Source organism: Mucilaginibacter sp. P25, assembly GCF_050859465.1.
In the GTDB taxonomy this organism is placed as follows: domain Bacteria; phylum Bacteroidota; class Bacteroidia; order Sphingobacteriales; family Sphingobacteriaceae; genus Mucilaginibacter; species Mucilaginibacter gossypii.
Window position 1 is genome coordinate 1610725 of record NZ_CP193937.1, and the last position, 21126, is coordinate 1631850.

Annotated in this window: 29 protein-coding genes and 1 pseudogene; 12 read left to right on the forward strand and 18 right to left on the reverse strand. The window is 43.1% G+C overall.

Going from position 1 to position 21126, the window contains the following annotated elements; all coding sequences use genetic code 11:
• Window positions 1-49 precede the first annotated feature (49 nt).
• From ACRQ5D_RS08465 to ACRQ5D_RS08475, 3 genes are read right to left on the reverse strand one after another with little or no spacing between them, the layout of a single operon-like run.
• Window positions 50-169 (reverse strand): hypothetical protein, encoded by a 120-nt coding sequence (locus ACRQ5D_RS08465; protein ID WP_431199401.1) that lies wholly within the window; start codon window positions 167-169, stop codon window positions 50-52.
• Window positions 170-186: 17 nt separating this feature from the next.
• Window positions 187-633 (reverse strand): substrate-binding domain-containing protein, encoded by a 447-nt coding sequence (locus tag ACRQ5D_RS08470; protein ID WP_432328651.1) that lies wholly within the window; start codon window positions 631-633, stop codon window positions 187-189.
• Window positions 579-1058, reverse strand: a complete 480-nt coding sequence (locus ACRQ5D_RS08475; RefSeq protein ID WP_432328652.1) for a LacI family DNA-binding transcriptional regulator — start codon at window positions 1056-1058, stop codon at window positions 579-581. The genes ACRQ5D_RS08470 and ACRQ5D_RS08475 overlap by 55 nt, the downstream gene beginning before the upstream one ends.
• A 208-nt stretch (window positions 1059-1266) precedes the next feature.
• Here ACRQ5D_RS08475 and ACRQ5D_RS08480 point away from each other — a divergent pair, with 208 nt between their 5' ends.
• Window positions 1267-1632 (forward strand): response regulator, encoded by a 366-nt coding sequence (locus ACRQ5D_RS08480; protein ID WP_091174872.1) that lies wholly within the window; start codon window positions 1267-1269, stop codon window positions 1630-1632.
• Window positions 1633-1752: 120 nt separating this feature from the next.
• Entirely contained in the window at window positions 1753-1983 is a 231-nt protein-coding gene (locus ACRQ5D_RS08485) for a hypothetical protein (RefSeq protein ID WP_090532876.1), read from the forward strand.
• A 193-nt stretch (window positions 1984-2176) separates the two neighbouring features.
• Here the strand turns inward: ACRQ5D_RS08485 and ACRQ5D_RS08490 are convergent, their stop codons facing one another.
• The 10 genes from ACRQ5D_RS08490 to ACRQ5D_RS08535 form a co-directional block, all read right to left on the reverse strand.
• Window positions 2177-2911 (reverse strand): heavy metal translocating P-type ATPase, encoded by a 735-nt coding sequence (locus ACRQ5D_RS08490; RefSeq protein ID WP_091174874.1) that lies wholly within the window; start codon window positions 2909-2911, stop codon window positions 2177-2179.
• A 726-nt stretch (window positions 2912-3637) separates the two neighbouring features.
• Window positions 3638-4153, reverse strand: a complete 516-nt coding sequence (locus tag ACRQ5D_RS08495) for a helix-turn-helix domain-containing protein (RefSeq protein WP_432328653.1) — start codon at window positions 4151-4153, stop codon at window positions 3638-3640.
• 58 nt (window positions 4154-4211) lie between these two features.
• A complete protein-coding gene (locus ACRQ5D_RS08500; RefSeq protein WP_091174879.1) occupies window positions 4212-5282 on the reverse strand; it encodes a serine hydrolase domain-containing protein in 1071 nt (356 codons plus the stop codon).
• A gap of 55 nt (window positions 5283-5337) precedes the next feature.
• Window positions 5338-5724: a hypothetical protein gene (locus ACRQ5D_RS08505; protein ID WP_143020883.1), complete on the reverse strand. Its 387-nt coding sequence runs from the start codon at window positions 5722-5724 to the stop codon at window positions 5338-5340.
• Between the two features lie 5 nt (window positions 5725-5729).
• Window positions 5730-6464, reverse strand: coding sequence for a hypothetical protein (locus tag ACRQ5D_RS08510; protein ID WP_091174885.1), 735 nt, complete (start codon window positions 6462-6464; stop codon window positions 5730-5732).
• A gap of 44 nt (window positions 6465-6508) precedes the next feature.
• Window positions 6509-6709 carry a hypothetical protein gene (locus tag ACRQ5D_RS08515; RefSeq protein ID WP_091174887.1) on the reverse strand — a complete coding sequence of 67 codons (201 nt, stop codon included), beginning with the start codon at window positions 6707-6709 and terminating at the stop codon, window positions 6509-6511.
• A 59-nt stretch (window positions 6710-6768) separates the two neighbouring features.
• A complete protein-coding gene (locus ACRQ5D_RS08520) occupies window positions 6769-7584 on the reverse strand; it encodes a sterol desaturase family protein (RefSeq protein ID WP_091174889.1) in 816 nt (271 codons plus the stop codon).
• A 163-nt stretch (window positions 7585-7747) separates the two neighbouring features.
• Window positions 7748-8527, reverse strand: coding sequence for a LytR/AlgR family response regulator transcription factor (locus ACRQ5D_RS08525; RefSeq protein WP_091174892.1), 780 nt, complete (start codon window positions 8525-8527; stop codon window positions 7748-7750).
• Window positions 8524-9306, reverse strand: a complete 783-nt coding sequence (locus ACRQ5D_RS08530) for a sensor histidine kinase (protein ID WP_432329732.1) — start codon at window positions 9304-9306, stop codon at window positions 8524-8526. The genes ACRQ5D_RS08525 and ACRQ5D_RS08530 overlap by 4 nt, the downstream gene beginning before the upstream one ends.
• Window positions 9306-9545 (reverse strand): hypothetical protein, encoded by a 240-nt coding sequence (locus tag ACRQ5D_RS08535; protein WP_432328654.1) that lies wholly within the window; start codon window positions 9543-9545, stop codon window positions 9306-9308. Before ACRQ5D_RS08535 ends, ACRQ5D_RS08530 begins: the two co-directional genes overlap by 1 nt.
• Window positions 9546-9821: 276 nt before the next feature.
• Here ACRQ5D_RS08535 and ACRQ5D_RS08540 point away from each other — a divergent pair, with 276 nt between their 5' ends.
• Genes ACRQ5D_RS08540 through ACRQ5D_RS08550 form a run of 3 tightly spaced genes read left to right on the forward strand, consistent with a single transcriptional unit; the run spans window position 9822 to window position 11192 of the window.
• Complete coding sequence (locus tag ACRQ5D_RS08540; protein WP_432328655.1) at window positions 9822-10085, forward strand: heme-binding domain-containing protein; 264 nt, start codon at window positions 9822-9824, stop codon at window positions 10083-10085.
• Entirely contained in the window at window positions 9986-10711 is a 726-nt protein-coding gene (locus ACRQ5D_RS08545; protein ID WP_431199405.1) for a cytochrome P460 family protein, read from the forward strand. Before ACRQ5D_RS08540 ends, ACRQ5D_RS08545 begins: the two co-directional genes overlap by 100 nt.
• A gap of 4 nt (window positions 10712-10715) precedes the next feature.
• A complete protein-coding gene (locus tag ACRQ5D_RS08550) occupies window positions 10716-11192 on the forward strand; it encodes a hypothetical protein (RefSeq protein WP_091174897.1) in 477 nt (158 codons plus the stop codon).
• 111 nt (window positions 11193-11303) lie between these two features.
• On the opposite strand, the gene ACRQ5D_RS08555 is transcribed toward ACRQ5D_RS08550, so the two are convergent.
• Both ACRQ5D_RS08555 and ACRQ5D_RS08560 read right to left on the reverse strand, forming a co-directional pair.
• A complete protein-coding gene (locus tag ACRQ5D_RS08555) occupies window positions 11304-12416 on the reverse strand; it encodes a TonB-dependent receptor (protein ID WP_431199406.1) in 1113 nt (370 codons plus the stop codon).
• Window positions 12365-12796, reverse strand: a complete 432-nt coding sequence (locus ACRQ5D_RS08560; protein WP_431199407.1) for a hypothetical protein — start codon at window positions 12794-12796, stop codon at window positions 12365-12367. The genes ACRQ5D_RS08555 and ACRQ5D_RS08560 overlap by 52 nt, the downstream gene beginning before the upstream one ends.
• A gap of 274 nt (window positions 12797-13070) precedes the next feature.
• Here ACRQ5D_RS08560 and ACRQ5D_RS08565 point away from each other — a divergent pair, with 274 nt between their 5' ends.
• The 7 genes and pseudogenes from ACRQ5D_RS08565 (at window position 13071) to ACRQ5D_RS08595 (ending at window position 16548) form a co-directional block, all read left to right on the forward strand.
• Entirely contained in the window at window positions 13071-13391 is a 321-nt protein-coding gene (locus tag ACRQ5D_RS08565; protein WP_090532792.1) for an ArsR/SmtB family transcription factor, read from the forward strand.
• Window position 13392: 1 nt separating this feature from the next.
• A complete protein-coding gene (locus tag ACRQ5D_RS08570; protein WP_256337543.1) occupies window positions 13393-13719 on the forward strand; it encodes an SRPBCC family protein in 327 nt (108 codons plus the stop codon).
• On the forward strand, window positions 13665-13859 hold the full coding sequence (locus ACRQ5D_RS08575; protein WP_256337544.1) for a hypothetical protein: 195 nt from the start codon (window positions 13665-13667) through the stop codon (window positions 13857-13859). The genes ACRQ5D_RS08570 and ACRQ5D_RS08575 overlap by 55 nt, the downstream gene beginning before the upstream one ends.
• Window positions 13860-13867: 8 nt before the next feature.
• Window positions 13868-14257, forward strand: a complete 390-nt coding sequence (locus ACRQ5D_RS08580; RefSeq protein WP_256337545.1) for a DoxX family protein — start codon at window positions 13868-13870, stop codon at window positions 14255-14257.
• Entirely contained in the window at window positions 14258-14848 is a 591-nt protein-coding gene (locus tag ACRQ5D_RS08585; RefSeq protein WP_091174905.1) for a DUF1801 domain-containing protein, read from the forward strand.
• 100 nt (window positions 14849-14948) lie between these two features.
• Window positions 14949-15839, forward strand: a complete 891-nt coding sequence (locus ACRQ5D_RS08590; RefSeq protein ID WP_189549506.1) for an IS1595 family transposase — start codon at window positions 14949-14951, stop codon at window positions 15837-15839.
• 224 nt (window positions 15840-16063) lie between these two features.
• Window positions 16064-16548, forward strand: a pseudogene (locus ACRQ5D_RS08595) (DUF4256 domain-containing protein).
• 56 nt (window positions 16549-16604) lie between these two features.
• Here the strand turns inward: ACRQ5D_RS08595 and ACRQ5D_RS08600 are convergent.
• The 3 genes from ACRQ5D_RS08600 to ACRQ5D_RS08610 form a co-directional block, all read right to left on the reverse strand.
• On the reverse strand, window positions 16605-17114 hold the full coding sequence (locus ACRQ5D_RS08600; protein WP_091174909.1) for a DUF695 domain-containing protein: 510 nt from the start codon (window positions 17112-17114) through the stop codon (window positions 16605-16607).
• Window positions 17115-17407: 293 nt separating this feature from the next.
• Complete coding sequence (locus ACRQ5D_RS08605) at window positions 17408-17851, reverse strand: hypothetical protein (protein ID WP_091174911.1); 444 nt, start codon at window positions 17849-17851, stop codon at window positions 17408-17410.
• Window positions 17852-18668: 817 nt separating this feature from the next.
• A complete protein-coding gene (locus tag ACRQ5D_RS08610; RefSeq protein ID WP_091174913.1) occupies window positions 18669-21092 on the reverse strand; it encodes a TonB-dependent receptor in 2424 nt (807 codons plus the stop codon).
• Window positions 21093-21126: the final 34 nt, after the last annotated feature.

Genomic DNA, 21126 nt, shown 5'->3' on the forward strand with positions numbered 1-21126 from the left:
GAACCCAATCGGGTCTTCTTTCCATTAATCATGACCTACGAACCATGATCTATGAACCCGACGAAGACTTCCTGATAAACAGTTTTGATTTCAATACATGTTGCTTTTTAGGGGCCAGGCCGTTGTTTTCCAGCACATCGAACAATAAAGTTGCAGCCTTTACGCCCATTTCGTAAGCGGGTTGCGTTATGGTTGAAAGAGGGGGGAAAGGAGCGGGGCTACCCTGAGGCTTGAAAAGCTAATCACTTTCAGATCGTTAGGTATCGAAATGCCAAGGTCATTACAAACGTAGTAGGTGGCAAAGGCCAAACGTTCAACCGAACTGAAAATACCATCAGGCTTGATTACCTGTAAGGCCTTTTTCAAAATCTTATAATTTTCCTTTTCATCGTTGCTGCAATCAATAACAAGGGTATCATCAAACACGATCTTGTGCTTAGCTAATGCATCCATATAGCCCTGCATTCGCACCTTACCTATCGAAATACTTTTGTTAACCACCAGGTAAGCTATCTTTTTGCACCCGGTTTTAATAAGGTGTTCGGTTGCTGCAAAACTGGCGTCATAGTCGTTAGTAGTTACTTTGGCGGCCTCAATATCCTCGTAAACGCGGTCGAAAAAAACAACAGGCACATGTTTTTTTCCAGTTGACGCAGATAGTTGTGGTCGCTGGCTTCGCCGGATACCGACATGATAATGCCATCGGCTTTGCCATTGTTAAGGTAATTTACAAACGATACTTCCTTTTCAAAAACGTCGTCGGTGCGGTAAAGTAAAATGTAGAACCCTTTTTTACGGGCAACCTCTTCAATGCCATTGATAGCCTGCGAAAAAAAGTCATTAGCTATTTCGGGAACAATAACAGCCAGGGTGTTGGTCTTTTTATCGCGGAGGTTACTGGCATAATGGTTGGGCAAATAGTTATGTTGTTTGGCGTAGGCTAAAATCCGCTCTTTAGTGTCTTTATTAATATCAGTGTTTCCATTAAAGGCCCTCGAGATGGTTGATGTGGAGATATTGAGTTCCTTTGCCAGTTTTTTGATATTGATATTGTCCATTTTCGCTCGCTAAATCTATTTCCTATAGGCCAAATGTAATAAAACAGATCAATTGTGTTTAAACATTAAGGCTATAATTGTCAAAATATCATTACAAAACAGGGCTCTATCAGGAATGGCCCCCGGACTGGACGGCAAGTAGTTAACTGTAAGTTAATCAGTGGCATGCGGTTTGCATAATATTAGTACAGAAAGCAGGGCAGGGTTTATGGCAAAACGAATTTTGATAGTTGATGATAACGAGCTGATGATAGAGGTAATGACCTACATCTTGCTGGGCAAAGGTTACGAAGTGGCCTCATCAACCCATGCCCATGAAATTTTTAGAACGATAAAAGCATGCCACCCCGACCTGGTGATTCTGGATATTGTTAATAAAAGCATGGATGGCCGCGAGCTGTGCCGGCTCATTAAATTGAACCGGGCCACTGAAAATCTCCGTGTAATTGTTTGTTCAGAAAACGAAGAAACCGAAGCACAGGAACCGCAAAAAGGGGCGCCGGATGATGTTTTGCACAAGCCATTTGGCATGAACAGCCTGATCCATAAGGTTCAGTTACTGCTGGCGGCCTGATTAATTGTGTAAAATAATGATCTGTAAATTAGCCTGTTAAATTAGAATTTAGGGTTGTCAGCCACCCTGTTGTTGCTTTTGTAACATGGGATACGTATGTTTACCGTAGAGAAGATAAAGATGGGATTGCCACTAAGAATAACTTTTAACGATACCGACCATGTGTATCAAATTAATACCTCGCCAATTACCCCAACCACCAGCGAACTTGAGATCCTGTTAAATGGCGAGAAAATAATCCTTCAAAAAGACGCCCGCCGTGTATGGGTACAAAAAGGCGAAGGCCCGGTAATTGACCCCGAATTTGCGCAAGCTTTGGGACGCTCGGTTGCCTTGCGGTTTAGGATGTAGGAGCTTAATAATTTCTTATTAAAGTTGTCATTTCGACAGAACAGACGGGGAATTGTAATGGGAGAGAGGAGAAATCCTATACACCCTGCTTGCAAACTTTTATAGCGAACTTTCACAGCGTATAAGATTTCTCTTTCGCCCCGGTGCTCATGCCTCTTCCGCTCAATCGAAATGACACCCTGTTGAAGGTCTCTTACATTAACCCCAGCATCACTAAACCCATTACAATCATCAATCCATCTTCAATAATGGTAACTGTGCTCATGGGCAAATTAAATACCGCGCCAAGACATGCACAACGGATCTGCCTTTTGCTGAAAACACTTTGCAGCACACCAATCAGGCTTATGCTCATTAACGCAACCATAATGGCGTTAACCGTTACCGGCGCAATATTAAGCGCAAAGGCAAGACCTAAGCCCAGTTCAACAAAAACATACACGTAACCCCATCCGCGCCAGCGTTTGGCCACCACATCATACATGGCATAGCTATCGGCAAAGCCCGCGAGATCCAGCAGTTTAAAAAAGGAAAATACCAGGAAAAAGCCGCTCATGAAAACGCGCATGACCGTAAAGATGTTAAATCCGCCTGTATGGCTTCCGGCAATTATTGCTGCTGCTAAAATATAACCAAAAATGAGCAGGATCGGCTTGTAGGTTTGCAGCCAGGTGCGGTTTTCAGCAGCATCTGTCGTACTCATATGGTGATGATGTGCCTCTGCTTCGCTAAGCTGGTATTTAGGATAAGCGGCAAGAGCTTGTTGAAGGTCGCCTGTTGATACGTGCTTTTTCATCGTGATGTCGGCAGTACCTTCGGCTAATGAGATCTCAACTTTTTCGATGTTGGGAACCTGCTGTAACAGGCCTTGCACTTTAGCCAGGCAACCGCTGCAGGTCATGCCGGTGATATTATATGTATGTGTCATGATAATTTGTATTTGCTGATACAAAATTACCATGAGCCGGCAGGGAAGGCATTACGGTATTATGGGTATGATTTATAAGATTTACAGGTTAGCACGAGTGCTACCCATTACAACGAAAAAAAATGGGTGTCATACTGAGTGATTTAAATCCGGTGGCCTCTGAAGGTAAAATGACATCTGCGTCACGTCATTGCTGTAAGGAATGAAGCAACCCCCGACAGGCTGGTAACGGGCTTCATTGGTATTTGACTTACATCGTCGCGCTCCTGGCCGCGCGGGGCCAATTACTTTTGTCGCCACAAAAGTAACCAAAAAGGCTTGCAGCAGAGAGGCTTCTTTGCGCACAATCTGGCCCCATAGCCATCGGCGCGGCCTTCACCCTGCAAAACGAACAGAACCACGGGCTGCAATTATTTTGCCCCGATTCGCACGCAATGCCTCCGCTTCTGCAAAAACTTGCCATGCCCCTGCAGCCGCACCGCCCAGCATCGTTCTACTCGTTTTCACCCGAAGCTGATCTGCTGTGAAAAACCACATTTTTTATCTTGTCATGGGTAGCCCGTCGAAGTATGGCGGGCAGGCCTCTGCGCACGAGTCTTCGACAGGTTCAGACTGACAGGTGCTCTTTGTCATCTAACCTTCAGAGGCCCCGGATTTAAATCACTCAGCAAAGCCGGGCACAATTTGATCGGGTTATACAAACCATTGCAGAATAAAATTCGTGCTTTATATATCTTCCAGGTTTGTGCGTTTACTACCCTGAAGGGCTTTAAAGGCAGATGGTGTCATCCCGGTTATCTGTTTAAACTGGCTGGATAGGTAGGCAACGCTGCTATAGCTTAATTGAAATGCGATTTCGGAAAGACTAAGTTCATTATAAACCAGGAGCTCCTTCACTTTTTCAATACGCTGGGCTATGTAGTATTTTTCGATGGTTGTACCTTCTACAGCCGAAAAAAGGTTGCTCAGGTACCCATAATCATAATTAAGTTTTGAAGTAAGCAACGCCGAAAGCTTCAAGGGCGATTGTGTTTCGGCGTAGTGCACATGCTCAATGATGAGGGTTTTGATCTGTTCAATAATACGGCTCTTTTGATCATCGATGAGTTCAAACCCAAGTGCATTTAACGATGTCTCCAATTGTTTGAGCTGAGCCGGGTTAGGGCCTTCTTTAATCTCTACCTCACCAAGATCAACAGAAACAGGCTGCAGCCCGGCTTTTTCCAGCTCGGTTTTCACCATTATTTTGCAGCGGCTGCAAACCATGTTTTTTATATACAGCTTCATGGCTGCAAAACTACTATTTTACTGCTTCATCCACCAGTTGTTTCAGTTCGCGATAACGCTGTTGCCTGCCATCGCTTTTAATATAAAAAGTCATCATAAAGGCGGCGTACTTTTTATCCTTGTCTATCCACGGAAAGCTCCCGAACAACCCCGGACTGCTTACGGTATGGGCATCAAACACCCACTCGCCGTAACCGTAACCTAAACCTCCGGCCTCGGCAGGTGAATAGGCGATCTTAACGTCGGCGGTAATCCTGTTTTCCTGCATCCGGGCTATACTATTTTCGCTCAGGACACGCTTTCCGTTAAAAACGCCCCGGTTCATGATCATGGTTAAAAAGCTCAGGTAATCCTCGGTAGTACTGTAGGCCCCGCCCGCGGGCAGGGCTACTTTGGCATTTCCAAAATCAGTATGCTGCATATTAAGCGGCCTGGCAATACGTTCGGCAAATAAGGTTTCAAAATTTTTGCCGCTGATTTTTTCGATGATAGCCCCGGCAATTTGCAAGCCGGCATTGCTGTAGTGAAAAACCTTGCCGGGTGTACCTTCCATCGGTAAGGCTGCTATATCGGCTATTGCATCATCCATCGAGTTGTCCTGGCGCATATCTTCTAAACTTTCTTTTAATGGCGGCGTCTTGATCCCGGTTTGGTGCGACAGGCATTGACCAATGGTGATGCCCCCCTTGCCATGTTGCGATAGTACAGGCAAGTATTTGCCGGCTGTATCGGTCAATTTTAGCTTTCCCTCATCAACAAAGGTCATCACTAAAGCGGCACTAAGCCATTTGCTGCAGCTGGCAATAGCCACCTTTGAGGTAGACGTATAATCATCCAGATCAGCCTTTTTGCCTTGTTTGCGGGCTATCATGCGGCCAACAAATTTTTGCCTCATGTTCATATCATTAACTGCGTGATTGTAAACCACCCTGCCATCTTTATAAACAACAAGCACCACCCGGCCACCCATTTCGGATGCGTGGTCATTTAGCCAGTTATCAACTTTGGTAAAATTGTATTGAGCACTGGCCGGGATAGCGCAAAGGCTGATAAGCGTTAGAAGTAGGAAAAGTCTCGTTTTCATTTTTGGATGATTTTTAAGGTGCGTTAGGAAAAAATTGCGTCCTGCCTTTTAAACCTTACTGTTTTGCCTCTTTTTTCTCCTTCATCTTATCCCGCATCTCTGCTTCAAAGTCCTGGTACTGTTTAAACTGGTCAGCGGTGAACACGCCTTTCAGTTCGGTATCCTTTTCCTTTAACAATGCTTTCGCCTGCTTAAATTTAGAGAACCGCCCGGCATCGCTTTTAATGATCGGATCCATTTTTTGTGCGTATTTTAAATTGATGGCCTGCACTTTGGAGGTTTGATCGGGACTAAGCTCGAGCTTAGTCGTCATCATCTCGGTTTGAAATTGTGCACGCTGTTCGGGTGTTTTATTTTTCAGATCGGCACCGGTTTGCGCAAAGACAGATCCAATAAAAAGTGTGAAGGTTAAAACCGTTATTAAACTGAAGAGCTTTTTCATATTGTTTACCATTGAATGTTGTAGGATGCACCGCTGTTTAATAACAGTGTTGCTTTGTTATTGCCATTAAACGTAATAGTACCATTAAAGTTAAAGCTTTTGCCTGATGATGAAGCGCCGCTAATGGTAACCGTTGCTGTTCCGGATAAAATTTTGAGACTGGTTTTATCAACCGTGATATCTGACGATTTAATAATTAATTTGCTGCTGAAAGAATAATTGCGGCCGATCTTCGATACCTGGCTGCCATCACGGGTATAGGTAGTATTAAGCACGTAAGCAGGTGCCGTTGGGGCCAGTCCTGTTAATACAAAACCTCCGGAACAGCTATCCTCTGATGACATACGTGGCCCGTCATATTTGCTGCTGCCGGTAAAGTTGAAGGTAAGATCGTTAGGAACAACGCCCGAACAGTTGAGCAGGTAATTCCAGCTCAACGTATAATTATATGATGGGCTTACTCCTGTTGCACTTGATTTGGTAATAGATGAGTCTTTTGCAATGCCGCAGCTTAGCTTTACGGTTTTATAAACGGTTACTGAGCTGTTTACCTGTACCGCAAAGCCACCGCTTGATGGCACAATGGCATTTGTAGTCAGCTCGGCTGCATCGGCCTCGGTGACCGTTGTATTTTCTGTGGTTGATGCGTTATCCTTTTTACATGATGATATGATCACGGCCAGGCCGGCAGTTACTGCCAGGCTAAATAATATTTTTCTTGCTTTTAAAGAGGTTTTCATAACGTTGTTTTTTTGTATGGTTTATGATTTGATTTTATACTGATTTAATGGTGTACCACCACCACCCGGCGGCGGGTTACAACAACCGGGCGGGCAACAACAACACGCCTTACGGGTCTAACAATAACTGTATGTGCCGGTGTTACCACCACCCGGCGTACCGGGCGCATTACAATTACCGTTTGAGCATTTGCATTGGTGATGCCTGCGACAGCGAGGCAAAGGATTAAAATGATCTTTTTCATGATTTCAATGATTTAAATTTGATTTTTACAGGTATGACTATTGGGTCGGTAACGGGTTTTTACTTTTGGGGTGAAGCTTCCAAAGGCAGCGTTGAACTTTCTTTTACCGCGGATGAACTTGCTGGTTTAAACCAAATGACAAAACCCTGCAAAACCAGTTTAAATGGGTTATAGCTCAAAAAACCGGTCGTTAAGCCGTACTTTACAGGTTCGGTTTCGGGTTGATAAGTGTTAAACAACCTGTCCCAGATGATAAATACTCCCCCAAAGTTTTTATCGATATAGATTGGATTACTCCCATGATGTACCCGGTGCGATGAAGGCGTATCCATTACCCGCTCAATAATGCCGAGCGTGCCTACAGCTTCGGTATGTAAAAAGAACTGATAGGCCAGGTTCAGCACGTAGGAGATCACGATGAAATCGGTAGGTAAGCCCAGCAATGCAGCAGGTATGAAAAACAGCGGACTGATAATTGCCGAAAACCAGTTGAGCCGGTAAGCTGCCGTTAAGTTCATGTGCATAGCCGAGTGGTGTATAAGATGAAATGCCCAAAGCGGTTTCCAAACATGCGAGATGCGGTGGAACCAATAATAAATAAAGTCGACTGTGATGAAGGTTAATGAAAATATCCAAACGTTATGCGGCATTTTTAGAGGTGAAAGGCCGGCGAAAAACCCTAATACAGCTAACTGGTAACCGGCAAAAAGATATTTGGAAAACTGGAAGCCGGCAAATACAGCCAGGTTGGCAAACGTTTCTTTAACCTCGTAAGCGCCCCGGTCTTTTTTCCAGCTCCAGATAATTTCGATTGTAACCAGTATCAACAGAAACAGCAGGATGTAAATTCGGTATGGGCCAATTTGATGTTTCATTTTTTAATGTTTTAAAGTTTGTGTGAGACACGTAAACAGTGACTTGACTATTTTGATATCCGCCGACACATATCTACCCGCGTCGGCATTACAAAAGTGGAAGGAAAAATGGGGGAGGGCAGGGCAAATCCAGGTGAAGCTGCAAAAGCAGGGGGCGAAGTGCTTAGCGGTTCATCCAGCTTTTAAATTCGGGAACGCGGGCCTTGCTGATAAGTATGCTTTCGGCCGGTTCCGGCTTTACTTTGATAGATAATCGGCCGTTGAAATAGAAATCTACCTCGGTTATAGCATCGCGATTAAGAATAAATTGGCGGTTGGCGCGGAAAAACTGCTGCGGATCAAGCTGCAGTTCCAACTGTTCCATGGTGAACTCCATAATGTATTGACGGGCATCTGAAGTATGCGCATAAACAATTTCGTTAGTGGTATAAAACCAGGCTATTTTAATAGCTTCAACCGGGATCAGTTTTTCACGAAAATGGATGAGGAACGATTTTTTGTAGGAACGAGTAAGAAGGCTAATCTGCTGAAGCATTGCTTCAACTGCCAAAGCAGGAGCTTCATCCCGGTTCGATGCAAAGAAATCATTATGTTTTTGCAATGCGCGGGCTATTTCCTGCTCATCAAATGGCTTTAGGATATAATCGATGCCGTTGTTTTTAAAAGCAGGAAGCGCATAGTCATTATAAGCAGTAACAAAAATTACAGGTTTGGTAATAGCCACCTGCTTAAAAATATCGAAAGATATGCCGTCGGCCAGGCGGATATCCATAAATATGAGGTCATAACTATTTGCCTGATCACTGAACCAGGTCACACTTTCTGCTACTGATGGGAGCGTGGCAGCTATAGCTATTTTATCATCTATTGCAGTTAATAAACGGGCGAGGTTGCGGGCTGTTGCCGCTTCATCTTCAACTATAACTACACGTAGGGGTCTCATACTTTCAAGGGCAATTTAACAATAAACCGGCCGGCCGTTTTTATGATCTCTATCTCCCGGCCTGTCATGATCCTGAAACGTTCGTTCAGGTTGGCCAGCCCTATGCCGTTACTGTTTTCGGGCGAGGAGACCTCTTGTAAATTATTACTGATAACGAGCAGATCACCCTCCATATAAATGCTAACTGTTAGTGGTTTTGTAATGGTTGCCGCATTATGTTTTACGGCGTTTTCAAGCAGGGGTTGCAAGGAGAGGTGAGGGAGTTCATTATTGAGCCGGGCGCTATCAACATTGATATCAAGCTTAAAGGCATCTTCCAAACGCAGGGTTATAAGCTGTGCAAATGAGCGGAGCATTGTCAACTCATCCTGCAGCGTTACGAGGTTTGTTTTTCCCTTAATAAGCGCATAACGAAAAACGGCGGATAATTCTTTTACATATTGCTGTGCTAATGCCGGGTTTTCGCCAATTACTCCCGATAAGCTACTTAATGAATTGAACAGGAAATGCGGGTTCATTTGTTCTTTAAGCAGTTCAAGTTCGGCCTGCATCCGCGCGTTTTTTAATAGTTGGTTTTCTGTTTCCCTCATCCTTGCTTCGCGCAGCAATAAAATTATTTTTATAACGATGCTAATCAGTATGATGCTTAGGGCAAAGCGGGTAAAATACCCAAGTGCAAGGCCGCCCGGAACACTTTGATAAACAAATAAAACGCGTTGTAAAATGACCCCGACGACAATGGATGGCACCGCAATAATAATATTGGCCAGCACATACATCACATGCTTTTTTGATTGCGGAATACAGAAAGCGTACCACCTTCCTTTAAATTCAAATAAAACATCAAAAAACAGAAAACGATGTTATACAGAAGCTGGAAGCTCCATTCGCCCAGGTTGAAATGCCAGTAGCGGGCTATGATGCCGTTTTCGCGCAGGGCCAGCAGTTTGCCCGAATTCATCATGAGTCCGACGAGCAGCGAGCTATACAAACAAATGCGTTTTTCGGTTTTATCCATCAGGTAAAGCTAATTTAATATTTATTGGTGATACTCATATAGCAGGGCGAAGCTGAAATATCAGGAGGTGAAGCATCAAAATGACATGTTTTGTAGTCTCAACTTCCTTTTTTCCTTATTTAACGATTATTTGCACTCGCCCAACTAATTGTTACATTTATTATAAAGGATTGTCGTTTTCTTTGCATTGCAAACGAATGGCTATGAAAACCAACAGAAAACCCTTGTATCGACAGAAAAGCGTTCCTTATCATCCTGATTTTATTTGCAGGCTTTTTGTGCATCCAGTTTATGCGCCCGGATGTTCCTAACCCGCCGGTAACGGGCGACCTGGAAGCCCCGGCAGATGTTAAGGCTGTTATTCAACGTGCCTGTTATGATTGCCATTCAAACAATACCAATTTACGCTGGTACGATAAAATAGTTCCTATTTACTGGGGGTGGCATCCCATATCAAACAGGGCAGGGCCGACCTTAATTTTTCCGAATGGAATAGGCTCGCGCCGGCCGATCAGAAAGGCAAACTCTGGGAGTCGGTAAATCAGATAATAGCCGGAGCAATGCCTTTGCCGGGTTATACCGCTGTTCATACCGGCGCAAAAGTATCTGCAGCCGATCTTGCTGTTTTGAAGAACTATCTTGCTTCAATGGTGCACAGCAAGCCTGCCGATACGGCGGTTATCAATGCCGCCGACAGGCAATATCAGCATTGGCAAAAAAACAAAACAGCAATAAGCAAATTGCCAACAGCAGCCAACGGCATCTCTTATATCCCCGATTATAAAAACTGGCAGCCTATCAGTACAACTGAACGATTTGATAATAATACCCTGCGTGTAATCTTCGGTAATGATATTGCCGTGAAAGCAATCAAAGAAAACAAGATCCACCCCTGGCCAAACGGCGCCATATTTGCCAAAGTGGCCTGGGCACAACTACAGGATAAAGACGGGACCACCCATACCGGCGAGTTTAAGCAGGTGGAGTACATGATAAAAGACGATAAAAAATATGCATCTACCTTTGGCTGGGGATGGGCGAGGTTTAAGACCCCGAAAATGGTGCCGTACGGCGGTGCAAATGTCATGTTTACCACAGAATGTACGAATTGCCACAAACCGATGGCTGCCGAAGATTTTGTATTTACCCAACCAATTAAACACTAACCCCATGAAAGCATTATATAGTTTATTTGCTGTATGCAGCTTAATGTTTGCGGCCTGCTCCGATAACAAACCGGTTGAATTATACAATACCAAAGCCGCGCTGCCATCATCCCCGAAATATAACCTCGATGGTTTGAAGGTAATCACTTCATTTGTTAATAAGACCAAAGGAACAGCCTCAACACTTTACGGGAATGACCAGGCTTTGAAATCGGCAATTGATGGAAACAAAACAGTTGGAACTAACGAAGTATTTACATTAGTAACCTGGAAGCAACAGGATGACGATCATTGGTTTGGCGCGAAGATCCCTTCGGATATTGAATCGGTGGAAGTGATTAAAACTACATCGTCTGGTAATAGCGTCGCTGTTAATTATCAACAACTTAATGGCAAGTCTCTCGACTTAAAAGCAGATACTTCGGGCCAGTCTGAAAGGATTAAATATATTCTTGGGCAAAAGCCTTCTGTTTTGCCGTAGTAATTCAGGATACATGAGTAAAGTGAAAAAAGGGGCTGTGAAATAATTCACCAGCCCCTTTTATATAGAGCAAGCTCCGGGCCCTTGGCTTTTCGCCTTATGCTTTTAGCTTTAAGCTATATCTATTTCTGTACGATCACCATCCACCGGAGGCACATCAAGTGTTTTTACCGGTTCTAACCCGGAGGCATATCCAAACAGGCGGCGTTCTTTGATTATGGTAGCAACTTCGGGCGGCACAAACTCTTCCCAGCCATCGGCGCCCAGTTTTATCAGCTCAAGCACATTGTCGGTTTCAACGTTGAGGTTGTTTTCGTTATAATGCCTGATGTCTTCTATCTTATTGTTGGCTATCAGGTAGCGGTACAGGTCAATCAGGTGTGGCGGAAGGTAAAAACGCAGGCAATTCCAGATCACGCCATCGCGCAGGGTAGGATATATAAACAATTTTACCTTACGACTGAACAACGTAGCGAACGATTCCAAAATGCCGCCCGGCAAATCTTTATAATGTTCTTCCGAGAAAATGTACTCCAGGTTAGGGAAACCAAGTACCACGCCCATTTTAAGTTTGGTGATCTTTGAAAGATAGGCCACCAATTTATAATACTCGTGAAAATTAGAGATCATCACCGTTTGGCCCAGTGAGCCGAGGATGTCTACACGGTCGAGAAAGTCCTTCTCGTCTATATCGGCATTGATATCGGCGTTACGTTCTTTCAGGGCCTGGAGGGTAAGCTCGGTAACAACAACAACGTTTTCCTTATCAACATCCGATTCCTGTAAAAACTGTTTAACACCGGTGTTCAGCATATCCATATGTACGTTGATAACCGGGCGGAAACGGCCGCGCACCATTACGATATGCTTTTTGTATAAAACTTCGGATGGTTGCAGGTTTTTACCATCGGGCCCAAACAGCGCCGCATCCGAAAAGCCGTATTTTACCAGGTGAAGGCTCATGAGCCGGTTATCAACTTTGGTAAAGTTTGGTCCTTCAAAGCGGATCATGTCTATCTGGATCCTGTCGCGCGAGAGGTTATCCATCAGCGAAAGCAGGAATACCGGTGGAATCTCATTATAATAAAAGCAGGCATACATCAGGTTTACACCTAATATCCCCACAGCTTGCTGTTGCAGGTTATTATCGTTATCCAGCAGCTTAACATGGATCACCACATCATTGTACTGCCCGTTCGGCTCAAGCTGAAAGCGTACGCCCATCCAACCGTGGCCTTCATTTGTTTTGTTGTAATTGAGGGCCGATATGGTATCCGCGAAAGCAAAAAAGTTGAAGTGTCACCACGCTGCGTACCAAGGCGTTCAATGATCAGGCCATATTCATGACCAAGCATGGCCATCAGCCGCGGTTCGCTTACATAACGGCGGGTTTGTTGTACCCCATAAATGGCATCTGAAAAAAGCATGTCATAGGCCGACATGGTTTTGGCTATGGTACCGGATGATGCCCCGGCTTTAAAAAAGTTTGCTGCTACGTCCTGTCCGGCACCTATTTCGGCAAATGAGCCATAAATTTCGGGGTTAAGATTAATGGCCAGCGCTTTTTGTTTGGTCCCAATATCTTTATTGTGAATGGCATTCATACCCATTAAATTATTATAGTTTACTGTTACCAGTAGTATAACCTTGCTAAGAAGGTATAAAATTACACTTTTTTAAGCGAAGGCGTGTTAAGAATGTATTACAAAATAAGCAATCGGCTCGTTTTATTACGTTCAGAAAATAAATTAATGTGTTTTTGACAGATATTCAGGCTTGATACTCAGGGCCATCAGATAAAGGTTCAAGTAAAAAAATAAAACAAAAACTTGCGTAGTTAAATGGCTACATTTATATTTGTAGTCAAATAGCTACATGATGAATTTAAGACGAGATGTATTTCAAGCCATAGCCGACCCAACCCGAAGGGCCATCCTTTTACTAGTTGCCACACAAGCGATGACTGCTGGTGTAATTGCGTCAAACTTTGACACCGCCCGGCCCACCGTTTCCAAACACCTGCAAATACTTACCGAGTGCGAGCTGCTTAAACAGGAGCAAAACGGCAGGGAGATTTACTATCATATCAATGCAGAAAAAATGAAAGATGTGGCCGACTTCATCGAACCGTTCCGCGCAATGTGGGAAGACAGGTTCAACAAATTAGAAACTATTATGAAAAATTATAAAGGCAAATAACATGGAACAAAAAACAAAAATAGACGCTGAAAACGGCAAACAGGATTTAACCATTACAAGAGTGTTTGACTTACCGGTGGAACTGCTTTTTAAAGCCTACATGGAGCCCGAAATTGTTGAGCAATGGATGGGAACAAAAGTGCTGAAGCTTGAAAATAAAAAGCACGGCAGCTGGCAATTTGAAACAAAAGATCCGCATGGGAATGTAGTGTTCAAAGCCAACGGAACAATTCATGAGTTTATCCCCGGCAAAAGATCACCCGTACGTTTGAAATGGATAACGCGCCTTTTGATGTACAACTCGAGTTCCTGGAGTTTGAAAAACTAACTGACGATACCAGCAAGCTCAATATGCATGTGGTTTACCGAACGCCCGAACTGAGGGACCAAATGCTTAAGCTGCCTTTTGCCTATGGTATAAATATGGCCCATAACCGCCTGCAGGAAGTAGTAAACAAATTGAAATAACACATATCATGAAACGGAATAAAATTATCTATTGGATAGCTACCATCTGGCTTGCTTTAGGGATGATATCAACAGGAATGGTACAGTTATTAAAAGCGAAGGCCGGGGCAGGAGGGGCCGACAGTTTGACGCATTTAGGCTATCCGGGTTATGTTTTAACTATATTGGGCACCTGGAAAGTTTTGGGTGTTATAGCAGTATTGATTCCTAAATTTCCGGTGGTAAAGGAATGGGCGTACGCGGGTTTTTTCTTTGCTATGTCGGGCGCGATTTTTTCGCATATCGCAGCGGGGAATGCTATAGCTGAGATATTTCCCGCGCTGCTATTACTGGTACTTACTGTAATATCATGGTATTTCAGACCTGCCGAAAGAAAAGTAATTTCGGGAAACCAATAAATGAACGATATGAACCCCAAAGTTGATTTTTATTTTAATAAAGCCGGGAAGTGGCAGGAAGAAGTAGAGCAATTAAGATCGATTGTTCTTGATTGCGGATTGACCGAAGAATTAAAATGGGGCTGTCCCTGTTATACCTTTCGGGAAAGCAACATCGTTTTGATCCATGTATTTAAAGAATATTGCGCGCTTTTATTTTTCAAGGGAGCTTTATTAAGTGATACCCATAACATCCTTATTCAGCAAACCGAAAACGTACAAGCTGCGCGGCAAATCAGGTTTACCAATGCCGGTGAAATAGCCGGGCAAAGGAGTATCCTGAAAGCGTATATTTATGAAGCCATTGAGGTGGAAAAGGCAGGACTAAAAGTAAATTTAAAGCAGACGAAAGATTTTGCGGTCGCTCAGGAGTTTCAACAAAAATTAAATACCATACCCGCCCTTAAAATCGCATTTGAAGCATTAACACCCGGACGGCAAAAAGCGTATCTGCTTCATTTTTCCCAACCCAAACAAGCCTCAACCCGCGAGGCAAGAGTTGAAAAATGGATGCCGCAAATCCTTAACGGTAAAGGATTGAATGATTTGTAATACAGCCCGTTTTTAAGAATAAAAAGCGGAGGCCTGTGCGATTCCCCTCTCGAGAGTAATAGCCCATGAAAAGGCAGGAATAATTTGTATATTTATGATAATGAATATCATAGAGACGATTAAGCGTTTTCCAGATCAGTCCAGTTGCATAGACTATCTTGAAGGATTAAGATGGCAAGGATTGCCAGAATGCCCGTATTGCAACAGCAAACGGAGCAGCAAGCGCCAGGAAAGCCAACGGCATATTTGCAATAGCTGTAACCGCAGCTATAGCGTTTTGGTCGGCACTGTTTTCGAGGGCACCAAACTTCCTTTGCCGCAATGGTTTTTGGCTATTTCATTAATGCTGAATGCGAAAAAGGGGTTATCTGCACGTCAGTTAAGCAGGGATCTGGGATGCAATCGTAAGACAGGCTGGTATTTGCAGATGCGGATACGGGAAGCCATGCGGGACGGCGGGGATGGCGGTTTGTTTAAGGGTATTGTTGAGGTAGATGAGACTTATTTAGGTGGTAAAAAAGCCAATCACTCAAAGAAAAAGCGGCAGGAAAGGCGCGATAATAATTTGCAGGTCACCGGCATGCAGGATAAACAGCCCGTGATTGGGTTATTGGAGCGGGATGGCCGTCTAAAGCTTCAGGTCATAGATAAGGCACATGGGAAAACGCTCAAACCCATTGTTGAACAATCAGTGAGCACAGATGCTACTATTGTAACGGACGGCTTTGGTGGATATGCCGGTTTAAATAAAATATTCCGTGAACATCAGGTATTAAACAAGGAAAAAGAAGAGTATGCCCGGGGAGAGTATCACACCAATACGATTGAGGGCTTTTGGACATTGTTAAAACGGGGGATATATGGTCAATACCATAAAGTATCGCTCAGACATTTGCAATCATACCTGAATGAGTTCACATTTAAATATAACAATAGAGGCAATAACCAGGTGTTTAACTTTTTAATTAACAAAATGGCTACTGCCTCTTGATGGGCTATTACTCTCTCGAGAGGGGTGTAGGGGTGTGTTGCTGCTTTGAAAAGGCAATCGCATACACACCCCTGCCACCGCGCTGTCCTACGCGCCCCCTCTCAAGAGGGGAATTGAAAAATTACCTAAAAACCAATAAACCATAACCTGCAATAAATATGAAGCTATCACCAGAACAACAGAAAGAACTTATCGGCATACTAAAAACCCGTTTTGAGAAAAACATGAATCGCCACACCGGCATAGAATGGGCCGGGGTACAGGCAAAGCTGGAAGCCGATACCGAAAAACTATTGCCACTTAATGAAATGGAAATAACCGGCGGAGAACCCGATGTTGTTGCTTACGATAAAAATACGGACGAATATATTTTTTCGACTGTGCTGCAGAAAGCCCCAAAGGCCGCAGAAGTGTTTGCTACGATCATGAAGCGCTGGAAGCCAGAAAAGAACACAAGCCCGGAAACAGCGCTGTTGAAATGGCGAAGGATATGGGCATTGAACTTTTAAATGAAGAACAATACCGCGAATTGCAAAAGCTTGGAACGTTTGATACCAAAACCTCAAGCTGGATCAAAACACCGGCCGATATTAGGGAGCTCGGCGGAGCCATTTTTGCCGATTTTCGTTATGGCACCATATTTATTTACCATAATGGGGCGGAGTCATATTATGCTGCCCGGGGGTTTAGAGGGGCGTTGAGGGTTTGAGTTTTTCTTTTGCACTGTCGCTTGAGTTGGGAACTCAAATATAAGAGGTCATGTACTTACTCTAAAAACGGTTTAACCTCTACCCATTCTTTATCCTGTTTTATTTCAAATGAAAACTCTCGCTTTACATCGGGCGCTTTTGTTTTTTTCTGAAGATATTCGTTTGCTTTCTCGGGATGATCAATATAAGCATAAACATCTAAGAAGGAATCGTTATAGACATGGCCAATGTAATGCAGGGTTACTACTTTACCCGTTTCATTGATTAATTCGTCCTCAAGCGTATTAGCAACGTCTATTTCTGACTCAAGCGGTAGCCCATTTTTCATAACACTATCATGCTTAAGCGCAACGTGAATTTGCAGGCACCACGGATAGCTTTTCTTTTCGCCGTAATTTTTATAGGCGGTGTTAACAGATCCAACAACAGGCCTCCCGTCTGGTAATTTTGCTTCAATAACTGAAAAACTTTCGGGAGGAAAAATGGTATGCTTGTTCTGGGCCTTACAACCCAATATTAGTAATTGTAGTAAAATAACTATGATAAGGCGAAAGTAACGTAGCATGGATAAGGTTAGTATTATGCGATGCTAAAATAGATATTCAATGTGGCTAAAACAAGTGGTATTGAGTTCCCGACGCATTATATGGTTTAAGTTCACTGGTTGAATTTATGGTATAGTAAGGCTTTATTTTTATCTGGCGGAATCTCCGGGTAATGCTTCAGATTTCAAGCAGGATGCTTACTTTATTGGGGGACGGAGTTACGCTGGCGCTAAACTTCGACCAGTAGGGTGCTTTGAGGGTTTGAGCGCATTAGCCATAATGGATGCCGGCGGGATCTAATGATTGGCCTTATCTATATCTTATATTTTAATCTTCCGGTGTTAAAATCAGAAGGGCGGGTAGGTGTAAATAAAGTAAATTGCCGTGATTTAACATTTGGATTAAAAAGGTTTTCGCCCAGGTTTTTTACGTCTTGTTCTGTAAGCATATTGGGTTTGCCTTCCCATTGCCGGCAGCGCCGGTTTTTAAAATCAATATGAAAGCTACCCAAATAATAGTTTTCAAAATTCTGACCTAAATTAAGTATATAATCATCTGTTTTAAACTGGTGCCTCATCGGCTCAAGAGCCAAAGTTGCTTTATAAGCATCGTCATTTAAATCTTTATAAAAATAAAGTTTCTCAATAGTTCCAGACTTAAGATTGGGCGGCTCTTCCGATTGTAATAAAAAAGGACTTATATAAATTTCTTGTTCCCCTATTTCTGTTTCAATAGTGATAGTTGAAGAATTGAGCATTTAGTTAGATGTTAATAGTTTAATCCTAATATAACAGTTTTGATGAGTACAATCAATACCATGCTGTTTACAAGAGCATTGCCAGCGTACATCCTTCAACATCCAATGAAATCTTTCCTCAGCTTTTTCTTCAAAAAATACGGGTTGTAAATCCCGAACTACAATTTTATACCTTTTTGGTTGCGCTTATTTGTATTTCAATTGCCTGTTATTTTTTCATTGAAATTCCAGCAAAAGATTGGATAAAAGGCTGGAAAGACCGGAAACGTTTAAAATTACAACCAGTAGATGATTCCGTAAATTTCTAATTATCAATTACGGCATATAAGCATTTGTTTAAATAAAAAAAGCATATCCAAACAGTAAAACTACTGTGCAGATATGCTTTTTTGTTGTTTTCAAGTCGGGATGAGGAGACGATTACCCCGGCATTTATATCTATGATATTCAGGACGGGCGCCGTATAGGGCACATATATTGCGCTTCGGTTTGATGGCCTTTGATACTTATTTATGCTATAGTTGATAATCAATGAACTTGTTATAAAACATAATGAATGTCTGTTACAAATAAAAGATCTTGTAGTTATGGCTCCTCTAAAGACGAGACAAATCCGCCCGCTTGTATAGCCTTTACTTTTTATCCCGGCGGTGGGCTAAACTCGCGAAATTGGTGAATAGGAAAAGAACAATGGCGCCCTGCCGGTCTAAACTATGTGGTTCGCATTTTAGCAATCTTGCAAGCAGGCATACGAACTATTGGTCGGCGGAGATAGGTTGGACATCGATTGTTCAAAAACAGGATTGATATCCTGCTGTCAGAATTTAGCACCTAATGTAACATAACATGATCTTCCGTCGCCGGGTAATATACCATTGCCAAGGTAAACGAGCGTTTCTGTTCGGCGGGTAAAGTATTTATTATCTGTCAGATTATTGATACCGATCCTGATGTTGTACTTGTCGGAAAACTTATAGCCCAGGGCAAAATCGGCCACGTGATATCGTGGGACATAGCCTATATTGGGACTTGTTTTGGTAGCAGCTGTATTATTCGCATCTGACCATGATCCGCCAACGTATGAATAATAAAAGGTAGCGGAGAGGTTATGTACAGAGCCATTTATGCCCGAGCGGCTAACAAATTGAGGAACGTCTTCCAACGTTTTTCCAGTCAGATTAACCACGCCTGCTTTGCCATTCAAATACCTGGCGTGATTATAAGCGTAAGAAGAAAATATGGAAAGATCACTGTTAGTGTCCTCGGTATTGAAATTAAGCAGGTGAACCTCAACAAAAGCTTCCACTCCCTTGGTGAGCGCATTGCCGGCATTGGTGGTGTAGGTGTAGGGTTTTCCGTTGCCATCAGTCAGCGTTATATTTCCTATCCTGTTGTTATACTTCAGTTCAAATACGCTTAGATCAAAGTTCAATATCTTTTTAACCCCTCCCCGAACGCCAATATCTGCATTATGGCCGCTCGCGTCTTTCAAATTCGGGTCGATCACCGCTGTGCTCGACCCGATGATAAGATTTGCATAAAGGATGGGCCTGTATGCCTGCGAGTAATTGCCATAAATATTAATGCTTTCAGTGATCTTATACTGCGCACCGATTCCACCCAGCACGATGTTCCTGGAGGTTGAAAGCGATACGGGGTTGAAATTTTTGTATACTTTATATTCCGTTCCGTTTAAAGTTGATTTGAGGTTATCATACCTGATGCCGGGGGTAACGGATAGCCTATCGGTGATGCGGAAAAGGTTTTCAAGAAACGCGCCGTAGTTTATTGTTTTAAAGAGCAGGGCAATACCGTAATTGCCGGTTTGGGTAAGGTCAAAATTAGTTCCTGTACTTCCCTCTCCGTTTTGTTTTCTGTTTGTAGCAGCGTTGGAATATTTTAAGCCGCCCGATAGGGCACTCTCATGGCCTAACAGATCGTATTTTTTTATCATTCGTGCATCAACAGTATAGCTGTTGTAAAAGTCCCTGTTTATCTCTCTTGGCGCGTAGGAGCCTGTAGCTTTGCTGATGGTATCTGCATTGGTGGCTAAGCCCGGGCTGGCAATAACCATGTTTCTTTGCCCAAAAAAAGTATAGGCTTTTACATTCAATAGTGTTTTATTATTGATGGCGTAATTAAAAAGTAAAGCGGGGAGGTTGATTATCGGGTTAAAATAATTTCTGCTCCTGGTTGATTGGCGCGGATCGGCAGCAAACATCGCGTCGGTAAGCCCGCCAGCAAATTTCTGCATATAGTTTTCTCTTGAGTATTCAAGGCCAATATCAATTTTAGCTGTTGGCTTATAGTGCAAACTTGCATAAGCATTCAGGAAATTATAGTTGGAGTTAAGGCGCCATCCATCGCTGCTACGGTAATTAAAGAAAGCATAAAAAGTGAGCTTGCCTTTTTTTCCACCTACCGAAGCAAAGGAATTTGAGGTATTGAACGAGCCGTACGTTTGTTCGGTTTCAATGCTTAATGACTTCGTGGTATCGGGTTGTTTAATTACATAATTGAGCATCCCTCCAAACTGAGGGCCATATTGAAGAGCGGCTGATCCCCTGATGAGCTCAATTTGCTGTACGGCTTCCAACGGCGGGTTATACATGGCCTCGGGATAACCATACAGATCGTTATTAACATTGTAGCCATTCTGGTTCACATTGAACTCCCATGATCTGTGCGGACTTAATCCTCTTGCCGCTACACTGGTTTGAGTGCCAGAACCATCCAACTCCCACGACGTGATACCCGGTACTTTTGCAAACACATCGCGGGCTTTATTTTGTGCGATATCTGCATTGACGCTGTCAACCAAAACAACTTCATTTTTTTTGCCCGAATAAATATTTGTTCCGCCGATCTCGGGTAACGCTTTGATGCTTCCTACGCCTCTTTCGCCTTGTACTTCAACAGCAGATATCTTAATAACGCCGGCCTGAAGCGTATAGGAAAATTCAGTAGTGTCATTGTTTTTTACGAGTATATGCTGTTTAACAGATTTATAGCCGATGTGCGAAATAATGACCTGGTAGTTTCCGGCAGGAATATTATTGATGCTGTATTGGCCTTTATTATTTGTGGTGGCGCTGAAATTTGTTTTGTAAAGAATAATATTCACCAGCTCCAACGGGGCTTTTGAATTGTCGGTGATGCTACCTTTAATATTGCCGGTTGATTGGGAAAAAGCCTGGGTAAGCATTAAGAAAAGGAGAAAGGTAAGGAAAGCTTTTTTCATAGAATGATCGCGTTTTTTGACATGTCGGTTTGTT

What these genes read in the sequence shown, in the direction of transcription:
- ACRQ5D_RS08465 (WP_431199401.1), bottom strand. Translation starts at nt 169, where the DNA reads ATGGGCGTAAAGGCTGCAACTTTATTGTTCGATGTGCTGGAAAACAAC.
- ACRQ5D_RS08585 (WP_091174905.1), top strand. Translation starts at nt 14,258, where the DNA reads ATGAACGATATGAACCCCAAAGTTGATTTTTATTTTAATAAAGCCGGG.
- ACRQ5D_RS08535 (WP_432328654.1), bottom strand. Translation starts at nt 9,545, where the DNA reads ATGGATAAAACCGAAAAACGCATTTGTTTGTATAGCTCGCTGCTCGTC.
- ACRQ5D_RS08490 (WP_091174874.1), bottom strand. Translation starts at nt 2,911, where the DNA reads ATGACACATACATATAATATCACCGGCATGACCTGCAGCGGTTGCCTG.
- ACRQ5D_RS08510 (WP_091174885.1), bottom strand. Translation starts at nt 6,464, where the DNA reads ATGAAAACCTCTTTAAAAGCAAGAAAAATATTATTTAGCCTGGCAGTA.
- ACRQ5D_RS08520 (WP_091174889.1), bottom strand. Translation starts at nt 7,584, where the DNA reads ATGAAACATCAAATTGGCCCATACCGAATTTACATCCTGCTGTTTCTG.
- ACRQ5D_RS08590 (WP_189549506.1), top strand. Translation starts at nt 14,949, where the DNA reads ATGAATATCATAGAGACGATTAAGCGTTTTCCAGATCAGTCCAGTTGC.
- ACRQ5D_RS08485 (WP_090532876.1), top strand. Translation starts at nt 1,753, where the DNA reads ATGGGATTGCCACTAAGAATAACTTTTAACGATACCGACCATGTGTAT.
- ACRQ5D_RS08610 (WP_091174913.1), bottom strand. Translation starts at nt 21,092, where the DNA reads ATGAAAAAAGCTTTCCTTACCTTTCTCCTTTTCTTAATGCTTACCCAG.
- ACRQ5D_RS08555 (WP_431199406.1), bottom strand. Translation starts at nt 12,416, where the DNA reads ATGGGCGTACGCTTTCAGCTTGAGCCGAACGGGCAGTACAATGATGTG.
- ACRQ5D_RS08480 (WP_091174872.1), top strand. Translation starts at nt 1,267, where the DNA reads ATGGCAAAACGAATTTTGATAGTTGATGATAACGAGCTGATGATAGAG.
- ACRQ5D_RS08600 (WP_091174909.1), bottom strand. Translation starts at nt 17,114, where the DNA reads ATGCTACGTTACTTTCGCCTTATCATAGTTATTTTACTACAATTACTA.
- ACRQ5D_RS08530 (WP_432329732.1), bottom strand. Translation starts at nt 9,306, where the DNA reads ATGTATGTGCTGGCCAATATTATTATTGCGGTGCCATCCATTGTCGTC.
- ACRQ5D_RS08550 (WP_091174897.1), top strand. Translation starts at nt 10,716, where the DNA reads ATGAAAGCATTATATAGTTTATTTGCTGTATGCAGCTTAATGTTTGCG.
- ACRQ5D_RS08475 (WP_432328652.1), bottom strand. Translation starts at nt 1,058, where the DNA reads ATGGACAATATCAATATCAAAAAACTGGCAAAGGAACTCAATATCTCC.
- ACRQ5D_RS08505 (WP_143020883.1), bottom strand. Translation starts at nt 5,724, where the DNA reads ATGAAAAAGCTCTTCAGTTTAATAACGGTTTTAACCTTCACACTTTTT.
- ACRQ5D_RS08575 (WP_256337544.1), top strand. Translation starts at nt 13,665, where the DNA reads ATGGATAACGCGCCTTTTGATGTACAACTCGAGTTCCTGGAGTTTGAA.
- ACRQ5D_RS08560 (WP_431199407.1), bottom strand. Translation starts at nt 12,796, where the DNA reads ATGAATGCCATTCACAATAAAGATATTGGGACCAAACAAAAAGCGCTG.
- ACRQ5D_RS08515 (WP_091174887.1), bottom strand. Translation starts at nt 6,709, where the DNA reads ATGAAAAAGATCATTTTAATCCTTTGCCTCGCTGTCGCAGGCATCACC.
- ACRQ5D_RS08500 (WP_091174879.1), bottom strand. Translation starts at nt 5,282, where the DNA reads ATGAAAACGAGACTTTTCCTACTTCTAACGCTTATCAGCCTTTGCGCT.
- ACRQ5D_RS08565 (WP_090532792.1), top strand. Translation starts at nt 13,071, where the DNA reads ATGAATTTAAGACGAGATGTATTTCAAGCCATAGCCGACCCAACCCGA.
- ACRQ5D_RS08570 (WP_256337543.1), top strand. Translation starts at nt 13,393, where the DNA reads ATGGAACAAAAAACAAAAATAGACGCTGAAAACGGCAAACAGGATTTA.
- ACRQ5D_RS08495 (WP_432328653.1), bottom strand. Translation starts at nt 4,153, where the DNA reads ATGGTGAAAACCGAGCTGGAAAAAGCCGGGCTGCAGCCTGTTTCTGTT.
- ACRQ5D_RS08605 (WP_091174911.1), bottom strand. Translation starts at nt 17,851, where the DNA reads ATGCTCAATTCTTCAACTATCACTATTGAAACAGAAATAGGGGAACAA.
- ACRQ5D_RS08525 (WP_091174892.1), bottom strand. Translation starts at nt 8,527, where the DNA reads ATGAGACCCCTACGTGTAGTTATAGTTGAAGATGAAGCGGCAACAGCC.
- ACRQ5D_RS08580 (WP_256337545.1), top strand. Translation starts at nt 13,868, where the DNA reads ATGAAACGGAATAAAATTATCTATTGGATAGCTACCATCTGGCTTGCT.